Annotated in this window: 19 protein-coding genes; 14 read left to right on the top strand and 5 right to left on the bottom strand. The window is 64.4% G+C overall.

Translation table 11 applies throughout. From position 1 onward, the window contains the following. Nucleotides 1–299 precede the first annotated feature (299 nt). The 8 genes from CPH63_RS15385 (at nucleotide 300) to CPH63_RS15420 (ending at nucleotide 7,208) form a co-directional block, all read left to right on the top strand. Nucleotides 300–1,403, top strand: coding sequence for a tyrosine-type recombinase/integrase (locus tag CPH63_RS15385; protein ID WP_096303742.1), 1,104 nt, complete (start codon nucleotides 300–302; stop codon nucleotides 1,401–1,403). Continuing rightward, nucleotides 1,403–1,735, top strand: a complete 333-nt coding sequence (locus tag CPH63_RS15390) for a helix-turn-helix transcriptional regulator (protein WP_096303743.1) — start codon at nucleotides 1,403–1,405, stop codon at nucleotides 1,733–1,735. Before CPH63_RS15385 ends, CPH63_RS15390 begins: the two co-directional genes overlap by 1 nt. Beyond that, on the top strand, nucleotides 1,728–3,209 hold the full coding sequence (locus tag CPH63_RS15395) for a hypothetical protein (protein ID WP_197704373.1): 1,482 nt from the start codon (nucleotides 1,728–1,730) through the stop codon (nucleotides 3,207–3,209). The genes CPH63_RS15390 and CPH63_RS15395 overlap by 8 nt, the downstream gene beginning before the upstream one ends. A 250-nt stretch (nucleotides 3,210–3,459) precedes the next feature. Further along, a complete protein-coding gene (locus CPH63_RS15400) occupies nucleotides 3,460–4,002 on the top strand; it encodes a hypothetical protein (protein WP_096303744.1) in 543 nt (180 codons plus the stop codon). Nucleotides 4,003–4,088: 86 nt separating this feature from the next. Further along, the gene (locus tag CPH63_RS15405) at nucleotides 4,089–4,811 is read left to right on the top strand and encodes a hypothetical protein (RefSeq protein WP_096303745.1); all 723 of its coding nucleotides are present in this window, start codon (nucleotides 4,089–4,091) and stop codon (nucleotides 4,809–4,811) included. 155 nt (nucleotides 4,812–4,966) lie between these two features. Further along, on the top strand, nucleotides 4,967–5,998 hold the full coding sequence (locus CPH63_RS15410; protein ID WP_206745561.1) for a hypothetical protein: 1,032 nt from the start codon (nucleotides 4,967–4,969) through the stop codon (nucleotides 5,996–5,998). A gap of 23 nt (nucleotides 5,999–6,021) precedes the next feature. Next, nucleotides 6,022–6,525 carry a hypothetical protein gene (locus tag CPH63_RS15415; RefSeq protein WP_197704374.1) on the top strand — a complete coding sequence of 168 codons (504 nt, stop codon included), beginning with the start codon at nucleotides 6,022–6,024 and terminating at the stop codon, nucleotides 6,523–6,525. After that, the gene (locus CPH63_RS15420; protein ID WP_096303747.1) at nucleotides 6,522–7,208 is read left to right on the top strand and encodes a hypothetical protein; all 687 of its coding nucleotides are present in this window, start codon (nucleotides 6,522–6,524) and stop codon (nucleotides 7,206–7,208) included. Before CPH63_RS15415 ends, CPH63_RS15420 begins: the two co-directional genes overlap by 4 nt. Nucleotides 7,209–7,333: 125 nt before the next feature. On the opposite strand, the gene CPH63_RS15425 is transcribed toward CPH63_RS15420, so the two are convergent. Continuing rightward, entirely contained in the window at nucleotides 7,334–7,726 is a 393-nt protein-coding gene (locus tag CPH63_RS15425) for a type II toxin-antitoxin system VapC family toxin (protein WP_096303748.1), read from the bottom strand. After that, a complete protein-coding gene (locus tag CPH63_RS15430) occupies nucleotides 7,723–7,980 on the bottom strand; it encodes a type II toxin-antitoxin system Phd/YefM family antitoxin (RefSeq protein WP_096303749.1) in 258 nt (85 codons plus the stop codon). Before CPH63_RS15430 ends, CPH63_RS15425 begins: the two co-directional genes overlap by 4 nt. Before the next feature lie 212 nt (nucleotides 7,981–8,192). On the opposite strand from CPH63_RS15430, the gene CPH63_RS15435 reads away from it, so the two are divergent. The 5 genes from CPH63_RS15435 (at nucleotide 8,193) to CPH63_RS15455 (ending at nucleotide 12,133) form a co-directional block, all read left to right on the top strand. Next, the gene (locus CPH63_RS15435; RefSeq protein WP_096303750.1) at nucleotides 8,193–8,492 is read left to right on the top strand and encodes a hypothetical protein; all 300 of its coding nucleotides are present in this window, start codon (nucleotides 8,193–8,195) and stop codon (nucleotides 8,490–8,492) included. A gap of 108 nt (nucleotides 8,493–8,600) precedes the next feature. Continuing rightward, nucleotides 8,601–9,071 (top strand): hypothetical protein, encoded by a 471-nt coding sequence (locus tag CPH63_RS22375; protein WP_157749590.1) that lies wholly within the window; start codon nucleotides 8,601–8,603, stop codon nucleotides 9,069–9,071. 1,391 nt (nucleotides 9,072–10,462) lie between these two features. Beyond that, nucleotides 10,463–10,960, top strand: a complete 498-nt coding sequence (locus tag CPH63_RS22385; RefSeq protein WP_157749592.1) for a hypothetical protein — start codon at nucleotides 10,463–10,465, stop codon at nucleotides 10,958–10,960. Nucleotides 10,961–11,477: 517 nt separating this feature from the next. Further along, nucleotides 11,478–11,735, top strand: coding sequence for a type II toxin-antitoxin system Phd/YefM family antitoxin (locus CPH63_RS15450; protein ID WP_096303753.1), 258 nt, complete (start codon nucleotides 11,478–11,480; stop codon nucleotides 11,733–11,735). Further along, on the top strand, nucleotides 11,732–12,133 hold the full coding sequence (locus CPH63_RS15455; protein WP_096303754.1) for a type II toxin-antitoxin system VapC family toxin: 402 nt from the start codon (nucleotides 11,732–11,734) through the stop codon (nucleotides 12,131–12,133). The genes CPH63_RS15450 and CPH63_RS15455 overlap by 4 nt, the downstream gene beginning before the upstream one ends. A gap of 69 nt (nucleotides 12,134–12,202) precedes the next feature. Here the strand turns inward: CPH63_RS15455 and CPH63_RS15460 are convergent, their stop codons facing one another. The 3 genes from CPH63_RS15460 to CPH63_RS15470 are packed head-to-tail and all read right to left on the bottom strand — an operon-like array spanning nucleotide 12,203 to nucleotide 14,794. Continuing rightward, nucleotides 12,203–12,772: a nitroreductase family protein gene (locus CPH63_RS15460; RefSeq protein WP_096303755.1), complete on the bottom strand. Its 570-nt coding sequence runs from the start codon at nucleotides 12,770–12,772 to the stop codon at nucleotides 12,203–12,205. A 29-nt stretch (nucleotides 12,773–12,801) separates the two neighbouring features. Then, a complete protein-coding gene (locus CPH63_RS23240) occupies nucleotides 12,802–13,500 on the bottom strand; it encodes an HAD-IA family hydrolase (RefSeq protein WP_096303756.1) in 699 nt (232 codons plus the stop codon). Further along, a complete protein-coding gene (locus tag CPH63_RS15470; RefSeq protein WP_096303757.1) occupies nucleotides 13,493–14,794 on the bottom strand; it encodes a YbiU family protein in 1,302 nt (433 codons plus the stop codon). Before CPH63_RS15470 ends, CPH63_RS23240 begins: the two co-directional genes overlap by 8 nt. Nucleotides 14,795–14,889: 95 nt before the next feature. Here CPH63_RS15470 and CPH63_RS15475 point away from each other — a divergent pair, with 95 nt between their 5' ends. Further along, nucleotides 14,890–16,035 carry an ROK family transcriptional regulator gene (locus CPH63_RS15475; RefSeq protein ID WP_096303758.1) on the top strand — a complete coding sequence of 382 codons (1,146 nt, stop codon included), beginning with the start codon at nucleotides 14,890–14,892 and terminating at the stop codon, nucleotides 16,033–16,035. Nucleotides 16,036–16,160: the final 125 nt, after the last annotated feature.

Here is a 16,160-nt window from a genome sequence, read left to right on the forward strand (position 1 = left end):
TCGATATGCCGATAATCAACATTATGTCATGCTGACCAGTCATTATTGCAACCGATGCACGATGACCCCCCAGGTCGTGCAAGCCCACGACGCGTCTGGTCGAGGTAGCTAGACCGGCCGCGATTGCTGGGCTCCGACTTGGTCGGAGGTCGACGACAGTCCACAGACGACTGGACGGAACGCGCGGCGGTGACGCTGTCAGCTGCGGGTAGAGGTCCCGAGTTTGCTGGGCCATGTCGTCTACATTGCATCGGATGAATGATACGGTCAGCTTACGGCGGCATCGTTGGGGGTGGATTGTGGCGGTTGACGACCTCGGTCGCGTCATCACACTCGGCGGCGTCCGGTACCTGAACCCGGCGGATCAGGTCCTCGAGGAGATGCTCACGGGCTGGCGGCGGCAGCAGCTGTCGCGCAACCTCAGCCTGGACACGATCAACAACCGTGAGCGTGTGGTGCGCCGATTCCTCGACTTCACTAACGAGATGCCTTGGCACTGGACGCACGCGCATGTCGATGAGTACTTCGGCGACATGCGCAGCGAGAAGCAGCGACGCCAGAACACTGTCCGCGGCTACCAGAGCGCGGTGCAGTTGTTCTGCGCTTATCTGGTCGACCCCGTCTACGGCTGGGGCGACCGCTGCCAGGACCTGTTCGGCACCCACCCCGTCCAGGTCTGCTTCGAGTGGAACACGGCGACCCACTCCCAAGAGAACGAGCACGACCCGGGCAAGCGGGCCTTCTCCCATGACGAGCTGCAGGCGTTCTTCGACCACGCCGACGCCGAGGTCGCTCGCGTTCGCGAACTCGGTCGCAAGGGCTGGCTGCCGGCGCTTCGGGACGCGACCCTGTTCAAGACTGCGTACGCGTTCGGGTTGCGCCGCAACGAGGTCCGGCACCTGCGCACGATCGACTTCGAGCGCAACCCGCACGCCCGCGAGTTCGGTCGCTACGGTGCCGTCGAGATCCGCTACGGCAAGGCGCACAAGGGCTCAGCACCTAAACGACGCACGGTGCTGACCGTCTTCGACTGGTCGGCCGACGTGCTCGCCCACTGGTCCGAACACGGTCTGCCCCGGTTCGCTGGAGAAGGGCTCGACCTGTTCCCCAACGAGCGTGGCGGACTGGTCTCGGAAGGTGCGCTCGGCGGCCGGTTCCGCCGCTACCGAGAGCAGCTCGGCCTCGACGGCGCGCTGGACATGCACTCGTTCCGCCGCTCCTACGCCACCCACCTCATCGAGGCCGGCTTCGACGCCCTGTTCGTGCAGAAGCAGCTCGGCCACGAGCACGCCTCCACGACCGCGATCTACGAGTTCGTGGCCGACAACTACCGACGCACGATGCTGCGAGACGCCCTCGACGGCACGATCCGCGACGCCCTGACCCGACCCCGGAGCAGCTGATGAAACGCGATGTCAACTACGAGTGGCGGCTGGCCGAGATGATGGCCCGCCACGGGATGCACAACAGCACCGACCTCGCTCCCCTGCTCCGCGAGCGCGGCATCGACCTGTCCCCCTCGCAGATCTACCGCATCGTCACCCAGCGCCCCGAACGCGTCTCGATGATGCTGATAGCCGCGCTCACCGACATCTTCCAATGCGGGCCGCAAGACCTCATGACCTTCACCGCGGCTGATGCAAAGAAGCCACGGAAGGCCGCAGTCGCTGGAAATGTCGTCAACCTGACCGACGCGATCAAGCCCGTCCGCGCCCGCATCACGCGCGATGACTGACACGACCACCGGACGCCGCCCGCGGGGCCGGCCGCGAACGACCGGCGCTCGCAACTGCGATCGCTGCGGACGAAGCACCGGCAAGATCCGCATCCGCTGGCCCGACGGCGACATCTGGGGCATCTGCTTCCACGACGCCACCCGCACCCACGGCAGCTGCCACCAGTGCGGACAACACCGGTTACTACCCGGCCGCGACGGCGACCGTCAGCTCTGCCGACCATGCGCAGGCATCACTACCGACCTCGACTGCCACCGCTGCGGACGCGAAGGCGAACACCACCGCCGCGGACTCTGCACCCGCTGCACGCTGCGCGACGACCTGAACGCCCTCCTGCTCCCGGCCGACGGCCCAGCAACAACCGAAGCCGCCCGCATCGTCGACGTGCTCGCCACCATGGATCGGCCCGAGAGCATTCACACCTGGAAACGCAACCCGAAGGTCGACCAGCGTCTACGCGGGCTCGGCGACGGCACGATTCCACTCACACACGACGGGTTCGACGAAGCGCCGGCAAGCATCGCGCGCGAACACATCCGTGAACTGCTCGTCCATCACGGGCTACTCCCCCGCCGCGATCCCGACCTCGCCCGCTTCGAACGGTGGCTGCAGGAACGACTCGACTCCATCGACGACCCGTCCGTCCGAAGGCCGGTCGAGCAGTTCGCGAGATGGCACCACCTGCGACGGATCCGCCGACGCGTCGGCCAGGAACTGCGCGGGGCCGTGCACACCTCGAAGCAGGAGATCACCGAGGTCAGCCGGTTCCTCACCTGGCTCGCTGAGCGGGACAAGACCATCTCCACCTGCGGCCAGGGCGACGTCGACGAATGGCTTGCCAGCGGCCCGACCACCCGGCACGCCATCCGCACCTTCATCGTCTGGAGCGGTGAGCAGAAGCTCAGCTCCAAACTGGCTATCGGCTTCCGGCAGCCCCGCTCTGGTCGGCTCATCACCCAGGACGACCGCCTCGACCTGCTCGGCCGATGCCTCACAGGCGAACCGGACACCCTCCCCTACCGGGTCGCCGCCGTCCTGCTGCTGCTCTACGCCCAGCCACTCGTGCGCGTCGCCGCGATGCGCACCGAGCAGATCCAGGTCGCACCGAACGAGATCCTTGTCCTGCTGGGCAAGGAGCCGGCCGCGGTCCCCGAACCGTTCGCGCAGCTCCTGCGCGAACACCTGGGCGCGCGGCCCAACCTGCGCACCGCCAACACCGAAGGCAGTCCCTGGCTGTTCCCCGGCTACCGCGCCGGCCGCCACTTGCACGTCCAGTCGATCATGGACCGACTGCGAGCGATCGGAATCGACCTGCTCGGCGCCCGAAACGCAGCCCTGCGCGATCTCGTCCGCCAGGTCCCTGCGCCGATCGTCGCCACCCAGCTCGGCTACAGCCACCAAGTCACCCAACGGCACGCTGAGCTCGCCGCCGAACCCATGAGCCGCTACACCGCGGTCAAGAGCAGGCGCTGAGATGCCGACCTTGATGGATATTCCTGGACGGGGCCGGCTCCGGATCTACGGTCGCGGTGAGCCTCTCCCTGGCGAGACCTCCGCTCCGGAGGGCCGGGTCGTCGTTGAGTGGGCGGGGCGCACCGGCCACCCAGCGTCCTACGGACTACTTGGCGCGACGGGGACGGATCGCCCGACTGACACGGGCATCGAGCTCGAGTACGAAGGGGTTGAGTTCGAAGCATCACTCGCTGGCCCAGCTGATTGCGTCGTGTTCGGGCTGCTTGATGAGTACCGCGGCGCGATTAGGGCAGCGTCCTCCGTGTTCACCTTTCCCATGATCGTCCGCGTTGCCGCACACGCGCAGATCGGGTCGTCCACCATCGTGTTCGAGAGGCTCACGGACCTGCTTGCGCCACTCGTCTACGCCACGGACGCCGAACGCACGGACGAGGTGGTGCGGCTCTGGTGGGAACGCGCCTGGACTGCCCGCAACTGGGTCGACGAAGTCGAACTGCCTGAGAGCTACGTCGATCTGCGGGGCACGACCTACAACGAGACGCTGGAGCGAGACCGGCTCTCTTCTGAGATCCGGCGTGAGGTCGGACCCGGCCACCGGTTGTTCGGACAGCGCTTTTCGGTGCTGGCGAGGGACACCGCACGCGACGACGTGCTCGTGTTCGTCGAGCCCAACCGGGTCGCCCTGGTACACCTCACCTACGCTCCGTCAGCGCCCGACCGGCATCCCTGGCCGATCGCGACGTTCGTGCTCGACAAGCAGCAGTTGGAGGAGCAATGGCAGCTGCGAGCTTGATGTCTCCCGAAGGTTCTGCAGTGGACCGACGACCGCCGACGACCACGAACCCCGACGGCAGATTCCCTCACGCCGGGGGTGGTCTGATGGCCTACATCGCGGACCTCGAGCCCTACACCTACTACCCCCAATCGATCCCGACCGGAGTAGACGCCCGCGCGGTCGGCTGGCTCGATCCCGAGCACCCGTTCACCGCCGGCACGACGCCAGATGGCTTCGTCGACGCTCTGTTCGACCTCTGTCGTGACCATCGCCGAACGCAGATGCGAGGCTTCCACTCCTGCGCGTTCTGCTCGGTCTCCGGGGGCGAACACCCACGGGCCCACCGCGGCGATGAGTCCGTCTGGATCGGCAGCGCAGAGATCCGAGTACAGGGTGACGGAGGCCGCTGGTTGGTCGCGCCCAACCTGGTCCTGCACTACGTCACTGACCACGGTTACCTGCCGCCGACAGAGTTCCAGACGGCGGTGCTGAAGCACCAGCTCTTCTTGCCGCTGAGCCGCGAGCACTGGACCGGACCTTCTCCGGTCTCGCTTGGCCTCGTCCAGATCTCCGGGCCGGAGCTTGATGCCCTCGGCGCCACTCGAACCGCTCCGGCCGACGTCGGGCTCGGAGACGACATCGTCGTGTTCGCGCTGGACAGCGCTGACCTCGGCGCGCTGATCCGACGCCGCGGCCTGCCAGATGATCTCTGGGAGTTATTCGTCCGCCACACCGTGCCCTATCCTCTGACCCGCACGGCGTCGGGCACCTTGGAAGAGATCGGTATGTCTACTGAACGGCTGGTGCTCAGTGAGACCAAGACTTAGCGACGCCCTGCGCGATCTCGTCCGCCAGCTCCCCGTGCCGATCGTCGCCACACAACTCGGCTACAGCCACCCAGAGGAACAGCGGCACGCAGCGCTCGCGGCCAGCCGATGAAAATACTCGCTGTCCGCTCCCTCGGCAGTGTTGGATGATCGACATGCCCGTCCGCGTCGTGCCAATCCTCAAGGGGCTGCGCTGGGAGCCCAACGCACCCGAGGCAGAGTTCGCGGTGAGCGACTCGGGACTCGCCTGCCTCGTTCTGCGGGCCCACCCGGATGACGCAGATCAAAACAAGGTCGCCCTCTACTGGACCGGCGTGAGCAGCGCGGCGTTCGGCGACCCCAACGACGAAGGCCTCGGCAGCCATCCGCTCTACGGACATGGACTCGAGGGCCTACTTTGGGCGGGCGAGGTCGACAAGAGCGACGGAACTCGTCGCCACTTCCTGGTGCCGACGAAAGAAGGCCTCGCCGAGGTCTGGGCGCACGCAATTGACGCGATACGGATCGATCACCGTCACACCGCATCGGATGTGCTGCGGTCCGTCCCCCGACTGGACGCGCCGGCCGCCCGCCCCGAACCCGAGAAGGTCCAAGCCGAGGCGTTCACCGATCAGAGCAACTACGCCGTCATCCGGCTGCCGCAACGTCGCTTCCCGGGCGTTGTGTTCCAGGGCGACTCTCTGTCGACCTTCGTGTCTGACGCCCAAGAATTGGCTTCGGTGAGCCGCGGGGCAAACGCCGAGGTTGCCGAGCTCTCCGCCGATTTGCGGGATCGATTGGGCGCGATCCTCGATCACTACGAGCAAGCCCTTGCCAAGCACGGGGTTCCGCTCCCCTACGTTCGCGACGCGACGCCCAACATTCGACCGATCGACCAGATGGGCATCGCACGAGCGGCTGCACACGACGAGACTCACCAGCTGATGCAGCTTGCCGCTGGACCGCCATCACATTGGGTCGTCACTCTCGTAGACGGCGCGCAGGTCGACGTCTGGGCCGACGCCGTAACGGGATCGTCAGGTCCGGACGACGCTCGCGACTACGCCTTCGGCGTCCTGATGGACATCGACCCCAACCTGCAGGATCAGTTCGACGTGACTGCACGAACCCCGAGCAACCCGGGGCGGGTGGAGGTCTGCGTCGCCCGCTTCCCCCGTTCGTCGGTCCTGGACGTTAGCTCGGGCTGAACAGGCTGGCCGAAAGTGCGATCATGAGCGCGATGAGCAACGCGATGAGCAACCTGAATCGGATGACCTTCCACGGCGACCGCTCTGTCGGCGGCGGCGACGCGGGTCCCCTGGTGCTTACGCCGGTGATCGACAACGTGACTCTCGTCGACCGCGTCAAGGGGTTCGAGCAGGGCCACGGCTTCACCCCGGCGGGGGGTTACGGCGGGCTCGTGCCGAGCTACTTCCAGTTCGGCGAGCTGCGGGTCTACTTCATGGGCAAAGAGGAACGCCAGTGGCCGCGACCCGAGCATCTGTGGCTCCTGGCCTGCGACTGCGGTGAGGTCGGCTGCTGGCCGCTCACGGCGCGCGTCGTCGTTCTGAATGACACGGTCATGTGGATGGACTTCGCCCAGGACCACCGTCCAGGCTGGGACTACTCCGAGTTCGGGCCATTCGTCTTCGCGCGGGATCAGTACGAGCGAGCAGTCGAATGGGCCGCTAACGAGGCTGAGGGCGAGCTCGACGCCCACCGAGCACGCCGATGAGCGCGGAGAGGGACCAGATCAAACGCCAAGCGGGCTCCGCGTTGCGCAAGGCGGGTCGAGCTCACCTGACCGATCTTGACCTGCGACCGGTGAGCTCAAGCCCGCGGCAATGGGTGGGCGACCGTGGCTGGTGGCTCATCAACGTCGAGTTTCAAGCTTCAAGCTGGTCGGTCGGCTCATACCTGAACGTCGGGGTCCAATACCTTTGGTCAGTCAAGGACCATCGCACTTTCGGCCACGGCAACCCTCGGTTCCCGATCCCGGGGTCTGGCCAGTTCGCTGAGCTCGAAGGCGACGAAGATCAAGTTCGCGCGAAGGCGGACTCCGTTGGCAGCGGAGCACGCGATGCGGTTCTAGGCCTGATTGCTCGGTGGCCAGACGACAACGTGCACCTCCGCTTGTTGTCGTCGGACGCGACGAGCGGGCTCTGGCAGTCGGTTGACGCCGCGGTCGCTGCCGCTCTGCTCCAGCAGAATGACCAAGCCCGCGAACTGTTCCGCGACCTTCCTGCACGTCTCGATCTGTCGATCGCGTGGCAGGCTGAACTTGCCACAGATTGCGCTCACCTCGGCGGTCTCGCGGCAGACCCGGCCGCCTTCAAGCTGGAGATCCAAAATCGCATCGAGGAAACTCGACGGCGTCTGAAGCTTCCTTCGCGAGACGCACCGTTCGTGGACTTGTGAACGGACGAGCTGCTCCACTGAACGGGCGGAGGGCGATCGCTCCTCAGTCTGGACCACCGAATAGTGCCGATCAGAATATTGACGGTTACCGGCAAAGGGAATAGCCGGCGGCAAACGAGTCTTAGCTAAACGCGAATAACGTCCAGCCCCGAAACGTCGGCGATGACGTCAAAGTCTCGATCCTGGGTGACGACAGGAACGCCTAGCGCCAGTGCGGTCGCGGCGATCCACATATCGTTGACGTTGGCCCGCCTTCGCGCGTTGGCCAGTTGCACACGGACCCGGGCCCACGCCTGGGCGACCGCAATATCAATTGGGATGGGATTCATTTCCGCGACAGCCGTCAGGGTTGCCAGCCGGCGCGCACGGACCTCCAGGTCGATCGCTGCCAGCACGCCTGCGCTCAGCTCGGCATGACTGACGATCGATACCGCGACTTCATCCGGCAGGTCCGACTCGCTGAGACCTCGTGACTCCCTGGCGATGAATACAGACGTGTCCAGGAGCCCGCGTGTCACCCGACCGGCCCAAGATCATCCGTGTCAGCGTCCAACGCCGCAAGGTCGTCCACCAGACCGGGATCGGCCTGAATCCTCGAGAGCCGCGACACGAACTCGGATCTGGCAATCCACGGCGACCGGTCTCGCGTGAGAGGCCCGAGTCGCGCCACCGCTTCGCCGTTCACCGTGATCTCAATGGGCTCACCACCGGCTGCGCGACGGAGCACACCGGCGGTGTCGTTCCGTAGATCGCGAGAGGCAACACGAGCCATGCCTACGATCGTAGCACTTCCGTCGCACAGACCCCTCAAGATGCCGCTGAGGAAGGAATAGTTGCAATCCGAGTATTGACGGTTACCTCAGTACCGCCGGCCGACTGCGACCTGGCTACATCAACACCTCGAGACAGAGCATCACCGTCGCTACGGACTTTCTCTCCTTCCTCGCCAAGGGAGGTCGCGACCTCCAGCTGCTCCGCGAATTGGTGAACAACCAGCCGCCGCGGCCGCTCCCCTATCGGGCTGCTGGTCTGTTGCTGCTGCTCTACGCCCAGCCGATCAATCGGATCGCGGAACTGCGCATCAACCATCTCGGCTGCGAAGACCAGGGCGTGACCATCTCCTTCGACGAGCAGGCCGTGCCCATCCCCGAACCGTTCGCGAAGGTAATCACCGAGCACGCCCAGATACTCCCAGAGGCTTGGATCAGCCGCTACCCGTTAACGCAGACCGCACCCGCCGGCTGCGAATTCGCCGGGTTGCTGCTCGCTGGGAGTTGCATGTGATTCAATGTTGCCGTCATGTCATACAGGCGGAGGGAATAGTAATGAGTAAAGGCAATGCTTCTAGATATCTAGACCCTTGGGCTAGCCGTGTGTGTTGGTGTCGGACTCTTGGGAAGTAACGCAGTTTCCGCTAATGCGGCCACGCCGCGTGCGTGCATCTATTCCGACAGCATCCAGACTTCCAATTTCCATGCGGGCGGCTTCAAGGTCGGAAATGACGTCTTTGATAAGGTGATCGGCTCCTCGGGAATCGCCCTGACTATCACTGCAAACCGAGTCACGTCGGAGTCCACGACGCTGTCCGCAAGTGCGACAGCAGGCGTCAGTGGCATCGTGGCAAGTGCAAGCGTTACCGCAGGCAAGGCATTGATGTCATCCCAGTCCACTACGACTCAGGTGGGTGGGAGTTGGACGGTTCCGGCGAGTCAGAAGACCGGGTGGCTCGCCTTCGGCACGTTTACTACCGAAGCATATAACTGGTCCGAGGTTGTGCATGAGGAAAACTGCACAACCATTCACCACAGCGGTACAGCAGTTTCGCCAATCAAGGGCCAGACCTACGGATTTACCCATTCGTGACGGATCGGTGTCGGAGAATCGCTCTCCATATCTCAGTCGCATTCGCCGTCGGCGTTTTAGCGGGGTGTGGTGGAGGACACACTGCGGACGGTAAGAAATCAGAAGCGACCGCTTTTCCTTCTGAGTCATCGTCGCGGACTGTCCCAAGCCCTCTTCCAAAGCCGACTCCGGTAGCGACGGTCGCGCCGCCGACACCAAGTCCCACTGACGGACCGGTCTTGGCCATGAAGAGCGCGTCGGGCAATTCCGTCGCGGCCGCAGTGCCGATGCTGAACAAGGGCAAGCCTGTCAAGCGAGTCAAGATCGTGATCAGCTGCACGCCAGAGAATGCTCCCTTTTCGGTGCTCTACGGCGGCGTACCGAAGTTTTGGGGAGCCTGCAGTGGCGCGACCGGTCAAGTTGCGGGCGAATTTGTGTTACCGACTGGCTCGCGTGAGGTATCCGTCAAAACCGCAGCCCCCACGCAGTGGGGCGTGACGGTCTTCCGAGCCGGTTGAGGCTGTCGCTGCTGGAATGGGACCTGGGCGAACTCCAGGTCCTATGCGGGGCCCTCGTCACCCGCTTTTGCTACGTTCGTGGGAAGCCGCCCCCGCAATCGGAAGTGGCCGCGGCAGGTCGTTTCAGTGTCAGCCATCGATGGGATTATCGGTGGATTGCTGTGTACGGACGGGGAGACTGACCGAGAAAAGTGCAGCATCCGGATCGACACGACTGGTCAGGGCGTGACCTACGGAGGACAGATGGTCGTTACCAAGTCGCAGCACATCAGACGGCCAATCAACCCGCCTTCTCCGCCGGAGACAGCGGAGGACCGGTGTACTCGCTCAACAGCAGTGGCGCTGCCATCGCTTACGGGATGGTCGTTGCGAGGAAGACCAGCAATGCGGCATACGGTTTCTACACACCTGCTCACACGATCTTGTCGACCTTCGGCGTAAGTATTCGGGTGCAATAGCTACTGGGGAAGCGAGTTGACCCAGTTCTTGTCGACGGGACCGTGGAGCAGGGCTCGGTTTCCGAGAGGCTGGGTCAACGCTACGAGTGCACGCCCGAACTGGAGGCTGCTCCCACACGCTTGCCGGGCTGTGTCTGTCTTGTTCACTGCCCAGATCTCGACGGAGCTTGGGGTTTCTGTGACCTATATTCCGGCAGGCACCACACAGTCATTGCCGCCGGCGGCATAGTAGATATCGACCGACCACCGGGGTTCGGAACTGCAGCTGCTGGAGCGGTCAGTTGCGTTGCCGGCGCTAGACTTGCGGAGGCAGGCGGAGACGTTAACCTGGGGGGGCGGGTCAGGAGTGTGCCGATGTTACGGTGTGTCATGCGCAGGGCGGCCATCGGCTGCCGACATCAAAGCGACGCGAGTCGATCGACCACGGAGTCTTCTCATGTCTGACCTCTCCGACACGTTCCGGCGGATACTTCGGGTACCGGACGGATTTCCCATTCGTCTTTACTCTGTGCTCGGCATGTGGGGAATTTTCATCGTTAGCGTCGGGTTGGCCGCCCAGTCATTTGCAGGGACAGCTGCCAGCAACCCAAAGCGGAACTCAAATGACGGATTCGGCCGCCTGTTCGTACTATTGTCAGTCGTTATCTTTGTCGGGGCCGCGTTGGTCAGCTATATTTCTTATGCGGAGCGCGATCTTCGCAGATGCCCGGGTATTGAACGTGTCAGCACGTACGACCGCTTCATGTCCTATCTTCCGCAGTGGCAAATATTGACGGTGCTTGGGATTCTGGGACTGTCATTGCCAATCGTTCAAACGATTAATGCTAAGTCCGCTACTGTTGATGCTTCTACATGGCTCAGTCGTGCTATTTTCGCGTTGATCGGGATAGTCTTATTAGTCTTAGCGTACGGGCGTCGAAATTTAGCAAAGTAGCTATTTTCATCGGCCTCCCATTGCAGCCTAAACGGAACGGGCGTCCGCGAGAGCAAGTGTGTGTGGGGTGCGGTAGCCGAGACTCGAGTGCAGCCGTTGCCGGTTGAGAACACCTCGATGTACTCGGCGACAGCGACGCGGGCTCGGGCTCTGGTGGGGAATCTGACACTCAGGCGTGCGTTCTGCCGTCGGCGCTTCGGGACGCGCGGCGAACATCGCCTCCCGATGCGCTGACGCGGCGTCCAACACCTTCGCCATCGTCGCCCGTTCATCGGTATCGGCATATCCCCGGTCGGCGTACGTCATCTTGGTGACGTCATAACAGCCGAGCTGGTGGCTGCGAAGAAACGTATCGCCGACCTCGAGGCCGAGCTGACGATTTTGCGGCGTGCGATGCAGTTGCTGCGGGTGAACACCGACCCAAAAGACGTTGCTCCGCGGTCGCGGTGATGGCCGAGGAGAAGCTCCAGTTCACGTAAACCGCTATTAGTGTGGCAATGGTGCTACAGTTGCACACATGTCTACCGTTGCGTCAAGAGACCTCCGGAATCACACCGCCGAGGTGCTGCGTCAAGTGTCCGACGGCACCCGAGTAACCATCACTGTCAACGGCAAGCCTGTTGCTGAGATCGGACCGGTCCGCGCGACGCGTCCGCAGTTCTTCGCTAAGGCCGATCTCATCGAGCTCGTCGCCCAGAATCAAGCTGACCCCGGCCTGACCCGTGACCTAGAGGTGCTCGTCGGCGATACCACAGACGACCTCGACCTATTGTGAGCGCGCGTCCCGGTCTGCTCGACACGAGCGTCCTGATCGCGAGCGAGTCAGGACGCCGCCTGAACATCGAGTCGCTGCCCGACGAGACGGCGGTAAGCGTGGTCACGATCGCCGAGCTGCACGCTGGCGTACTCGCAGCTCCGGACACCGCTACCCGGGCTCGTCGGCTGTCGACACTCGAATCCGCGTCGCGCGTCGAGCCCTTGCCAATAACTGCCGAGGCCGCCCGCCGGTGGGCGGAGATGCGCGTGCGTCTGGCGGAGCTAGGTCATCGGGCCAAGGTCAACGATTTATGGATCGCCGCGGTGGCGAAGGCCAACGGATTGGACGTCGTCACCCAGGACGACGACTTCGACGTCATCGAACAGGCCGGTGGCCCCTCGGTCCTGCGGGTGTAACCACCGGCCTTAGCAGCTGACGCCCACCCGAATAGTTGCGACCCGACAACGTGACTGTTGAAGCACCGATCACGAAAGACGATCGGCGGGCCAGCGAAGGTCGTCTACCGGGCGACGGTCGCGGGATGCCCGCGCCGGGTCAGCCGGACTCGCGACGTCAGCGGCTCGGCCTATCGCCGACATGGTGGTTACCTCCCAGTGCCGCGGGACGTCGAACTCGGCGGAGAGGCCGTCCCGGTCGAACGCTCGGAACTGCCGCACCGAAAATCCCATCGACGAAGCCTGAAAGGTCATGTGGGCGACGGCCTGTCCGAGGTCGTAGTGCGAGAACTCCGAATACTCCCAGTCGGTCTCCTCAACCAGTCGATGCGACAGATTAGCTATCAGCAGTCCGGCGTTCTCCGCCCACGTCCGTGAGCTTGGGGCGAGATGTCCCACGAGTCGAGCGTGCGCAGGATCACCGCGTCGGCCGACGATGAATGCCCAGGGTTGCGAGTTGCCGGCCGATGGCGCCCACCGCGCCGCCTCCAGCATCGCTTCGACCTCGGTCTCGCTGATCTGCTCCGAGTCATTGAATGTGGTCGGGCTCCACCGCGCCGCGAGTAGCGGATGCAGTAGTTGACTGGACGAGTCACTCACGGAGCCAACCCTGCCACGGACCACGCGATCTATAGAACCGGTGTCCGGAGCGTCACTTCGATGCCGTTCGAGGTAGCGAGCATCTGGACGCTGCGCAGGTCGGTGACCCGCCAGTCCGCTCCCCCGAGTTGGGCGGCTTGATGGGTGGTCGTGAGGGCCAGGACCCGCGCTCCGGCCGCCCGACCGGCCGCGATCCCGGCCGGTGCATCCTCGACAACGAGACATCGCTCGGCGGCGAACCCCAGCGCCTCGGCGGCGGCCAGAAATGGATCGGGCGCGGGCTTGCCGGCGCGCACATCGTCGATCGTGACGACGACGGCCGGCCGCGGGAGCCCGGCCTTGGTGATGCTGGCACTGGCTAGGACGCGGCTCCCGCTGGTCACAATTGCCCATTGATGTAACGGGATTCGGCGAAGCGCGTCGATCGCCCCCGGCATAGCCGACACCGGCAATTGGGGATCGGCCTGTCGGGTGAGCACCTGTTCGACGAGCTGTTCGCGCTCTGCACCAATCACCTGCGGAGCCGAACGGGCTAGCACCTGCTCGGACGGAAGCCCATGAATATGCGGCGCGAATGCTTCGAACGGCATACCCAACTGATGAGCCACGTCTCGCCAGCCGGCCTCAAACGCCGCAGTCGTATCGACCAGGGTGCCGTCGAGATCGAAGAGCACGGCATCGACTGTGACCGTCGGTGCGTGGCTGGCAGGACGAGCGAATTCACTCATCGATGCCGAGGCCCCTCCGCCCGCTCTCGTTCAGGTCATCGAAGTGAAACCGGTTGGGCCAGTCCCGTTCATAGTTCTCGTCAGGGAAGTCGGATGGACTCGCGCCGGTGACGAATGCCTCGCGAACTACGGCTGAATAGGCCTCATTGCGCGGGCACCAGGGCGCGGCCGGGACGTACATGACGTTTCCCCATCCGCGCTGGTTGGTGACCGGGGCGACGCTGTGGATCATGTCGCAGTGCCACCAGACCGAATCGCCGGCCATCACGTCGGGAATACCGGATAGGGCCTCGAGCAGCAGCGAATGCCACTCTTCGGAGGCCGGGAAGACCTGGTTGACCGTGACCCCGCACATGTCGTCCTCGGCTACGTCGGACAACAGCGGCCGGAGCATGAGGTACCCCATCGCCTCAGGAATCGGCACTGTGTGCAGGACGCCCTGATCCTGCTCCATGTCCGACAGCGCGGTCCACCCCTGGAAGGTCCGGAAGGCCGAACACATCGTCGAGCCCGGGTACTGCGGGCCGGCCGTTCGGAAGCTGGCATCCCACGGGTCATAGGACTCGACGCTCCCATCGAACAGGTGGCGGAACGCCTGCTGATAGGCACTTGCCATCCATAGATCTAGGGTGCCGGGGTCAAGATGTGGGCCAAGCCCCTTCGAGTCCGCACCCTCCGGGCGTCGGCGAATGCGATCCGGGTACAGCGAGTCCCGGTTCGCGTCGAACCACTGCACTCCGCCGGATTCGCTGCGCCACTGACTGTTCAGGAAAGACTGGACGACGGCCATGCGCTCGCTCTGGCGAGCCTGCATCTGAGCGGGCGACCAGTAGATCGGATAGATCTCGGGTTTCGAGCCGACGCTTCCGAAGAAGTCATCCCCCGGCCCGCGATAGTTCTCGAAGAACTCGTTGCCTTCGACGTATTCGACGATCTCCCGGTCCCACCCGAGTGCCTGCTCACGCTTGAAGTGCCCGCGGACAATGAGACAGCCCCGGCGGCGTAGCTTCGCCAGTTCATGTGCCGACACGCGACCGGCGGCGATGTCGCTGTACTCGATGACCGGCCAGACCGTCTCGCCCCGTCTCCGCTCGGCCACGATCTCCTCGACCTGCCTGCGCACCCTTGCCTCAATGACGGCGAAGACCTCCTCGACCGTTCGGCCCGATGCCTCGATGCGCGCGCGCAGAGCCTGCTTGATCTCGCGGATCGCGGCGGGCAGATCGTCGGGGGTGCTCTCCCAGTGTGGGAGCGGCGGCAGTGTCATGTCGCGGGTGTCGTCGATGAGAGTCATGCCGTCTCCTCCGGTAAGGGCTCGTTACTGAATCAACGTTATACCCGTCAACGTATTCAGGCAATACCTGTTACTGAATGCGCTACGATCGGCGCATGACCGCATCCAAGCCGTCGCTCGCGCTGCTGAGAGACCTCAGCGACGAGAACGTTCTGCTTACGCTGATGGATCATTCACGACTGACTCGAGCCGAACTTGCGGTCTACACCGGCCTGGCCAAGCCGACGGTGGCCGCCGCGATCCGACGGCTGGAGGAGCTCGGATTGGTGTTCGATACCGGCGAGCGCACCACCGGACGCGGCGGAGTCGGCACCTACTACGCACTGTCGGCCGAGGTCGGCGTGGCGTTGGCCATCAGCATTGCGCCGGAGGGCATTGCGGTGGAAGTGGTCAATACCGTCGGCGAATGCCAGTCCCGGTTTGTCGAGCCAGTGACCCGACCCGCTGCACCGGCCGCAGTGGTACGGATGCTGGTGAAGGCGGTCAAGGCGGCGACCGCCGGAATCGATGGTAAACATCTGCGAACCGCGGTGGTCAGCGCCGCCGATCCCGTCGACCGGAACTCTGGGTCTCTTGTGCACCTCCCGGACGCCCCGTTCCTGCTCGGCGCCCTCTCCCCCGTCAAGAAGCTGCAGCCACTCATCGCCGGCCCCATCGTGGTGGATAACGACGTGAACTGGGCCGCCAGGTCGGAGCAGGCGACTCGGGCCGCGGCCGGCGGCCAGCTCGATGACTTCGTCTATCTCCACCTCGGCGAGGGCCTTGGGTGCGCGGTCGTCACCGACGGCGAGGTACGTCGTGGGCACTCGGGGCTGGCCGGCGAGGTAGCCCACCTGATCACCACCGGCTCCGATGGGCATGCCGTTACCTTTACGTCCATCTTCGAGCAGTTGTCTCTGCAGCAGACCGAGTCGACGGCGATCGACGTTCACCGACTGCTCGCCCGGTTGGACTCCACCGGGGGTGCGGAACTGGCCCGAACGCTAGCGCGCGCCATCTGCGGCGTGCTCTCGGCGGCGATCGCGTTCTGCGACCCCAGCGCCGTTGTGATCGGGGGAACGTGGGGCACGGCCGCGCCGCTGTTGGCGGAGCTGCGCAGGCAGGCCGCGATTTTGCCACGAGCGATACCGGTCGAGGTCGCGACCGCCATCGGCTCACCGTCACTCGCCGGCGCACGGACCGCAGCCGTCGACGCACTCCGACGGGACGTCCTGGCGCGGGCGACTAGCGCTGCGCTGTAGTTGCCCGGAAGGTAGTTGCCCGGAAGGTAGTTGCCCGGTAGGTAGGCGCCCGGAAGGTAGGCGCCCGACAGGTAGGCGCCCGGAAGGGGAAGCGCCCTCTCCCCTTTCAAGATATAGCCCAGTGG

The sequence above is a fragment of the Jatrophihabitans sp. GAS493 genome (genome assembly GCF_900230215.1).
GTDB lineage: Bacteria > Actinomycetota > Actinomycetes > Mycobacteriales > Jatrophihabitantaceae > MT45.

What these genes read in the sequence shown, in the direction of transcription:
- CPH63_RS15390 (WP_096303743.1), top strand. Translation starts at nt 1,403, where the DNA reads ATGAAACGCGATGTCAACTACGAGTGGCGGCTGGCCGAGATGATGGCC.
- CPH63_RS15395 (WP_197704373.1), top strand. Translation starts at nt 1,728, where the DNA reads ATGACTGACACGACCACCGGACGCCGCCCGCGGGGCCGGCCGCGAACG.
- CPH63_RS15405 (WP_096303745.1), top strand. Translation starts at nt 4,089, where the DNA reads ATGGCCTACATCGCGGACCTCGAGCCCTACACCTACTACCCCCAATCG.
- CPH63_RS15410 (WP_206745561.1), top strand. Translation starts at nt 4,967, where the DNA reads ATGCCCGTCCGCGTCGTGCCAATCCTCAAGGGGCTGCGCTGGGAGCCC.
- CPH63_RS15415 (WP_197704374.1), top strand. Translation starts at nt 6,022, where the DNA reads ATGAGCGCGATGAGCAACGCGATGAGCAACCTGAATCGGATGACCTTC.
- CPH63_RS15420 (WP_096303747.1), top strand. Translation starts at nt 6,522, where the DNA reads ATGAGCGCGGAGAGGGACCAGATCAAACGCCAAGCGGGCTCCGCGTTG.
- CPH63_RS15430 (WP_096303749.1), bottom strand. Translation starts at nt 7,980, where the DNA reads ATGGCTCGTGTTGCCTCTCGCGATCTACGGAACGACACCGCCGGTGTG.
- CPH63_RS22385 (WP_157749592.1), top strand. Translation starts at nt 10,463, where the DNA reads ATGTCTGACCTCTCCGACACGTTCCGGCGGATACTTCGGGTACCGGAC.
- CPH63_RS15450 (WP_096303753.1), top strand. Translation starts at nt 11,478, where the DNA reads ATGTCTACCGTTGCGTCAAGAGACCTCCGGAATCACACCGCCGAGGTG.
- CPH63_RS23240 (WP_096303756.1), bottom strand. Translation starts at nt 13,500, where the DNA reads ATGAGTGAATTCGCTCGTCCTGCCAGCCACGCACCGACGGTCACAGTC.
- CPH63_RS15470 (WP_096303757.1), bottom strand. Translation starts at nt 14,794, where the DNA reads ATGACTCTCATCGACGACACCCGCGACATGACACTGCCGCCGCTCCCA.
- CPH63_RS15475 (WP_096303758.1), top strand. Translation starts at nt 14,890, where the DNA reads ATGACCGCATCCAAGCCGTCGCTCGCGCTGCTGAGAGACCTCAGCGAC.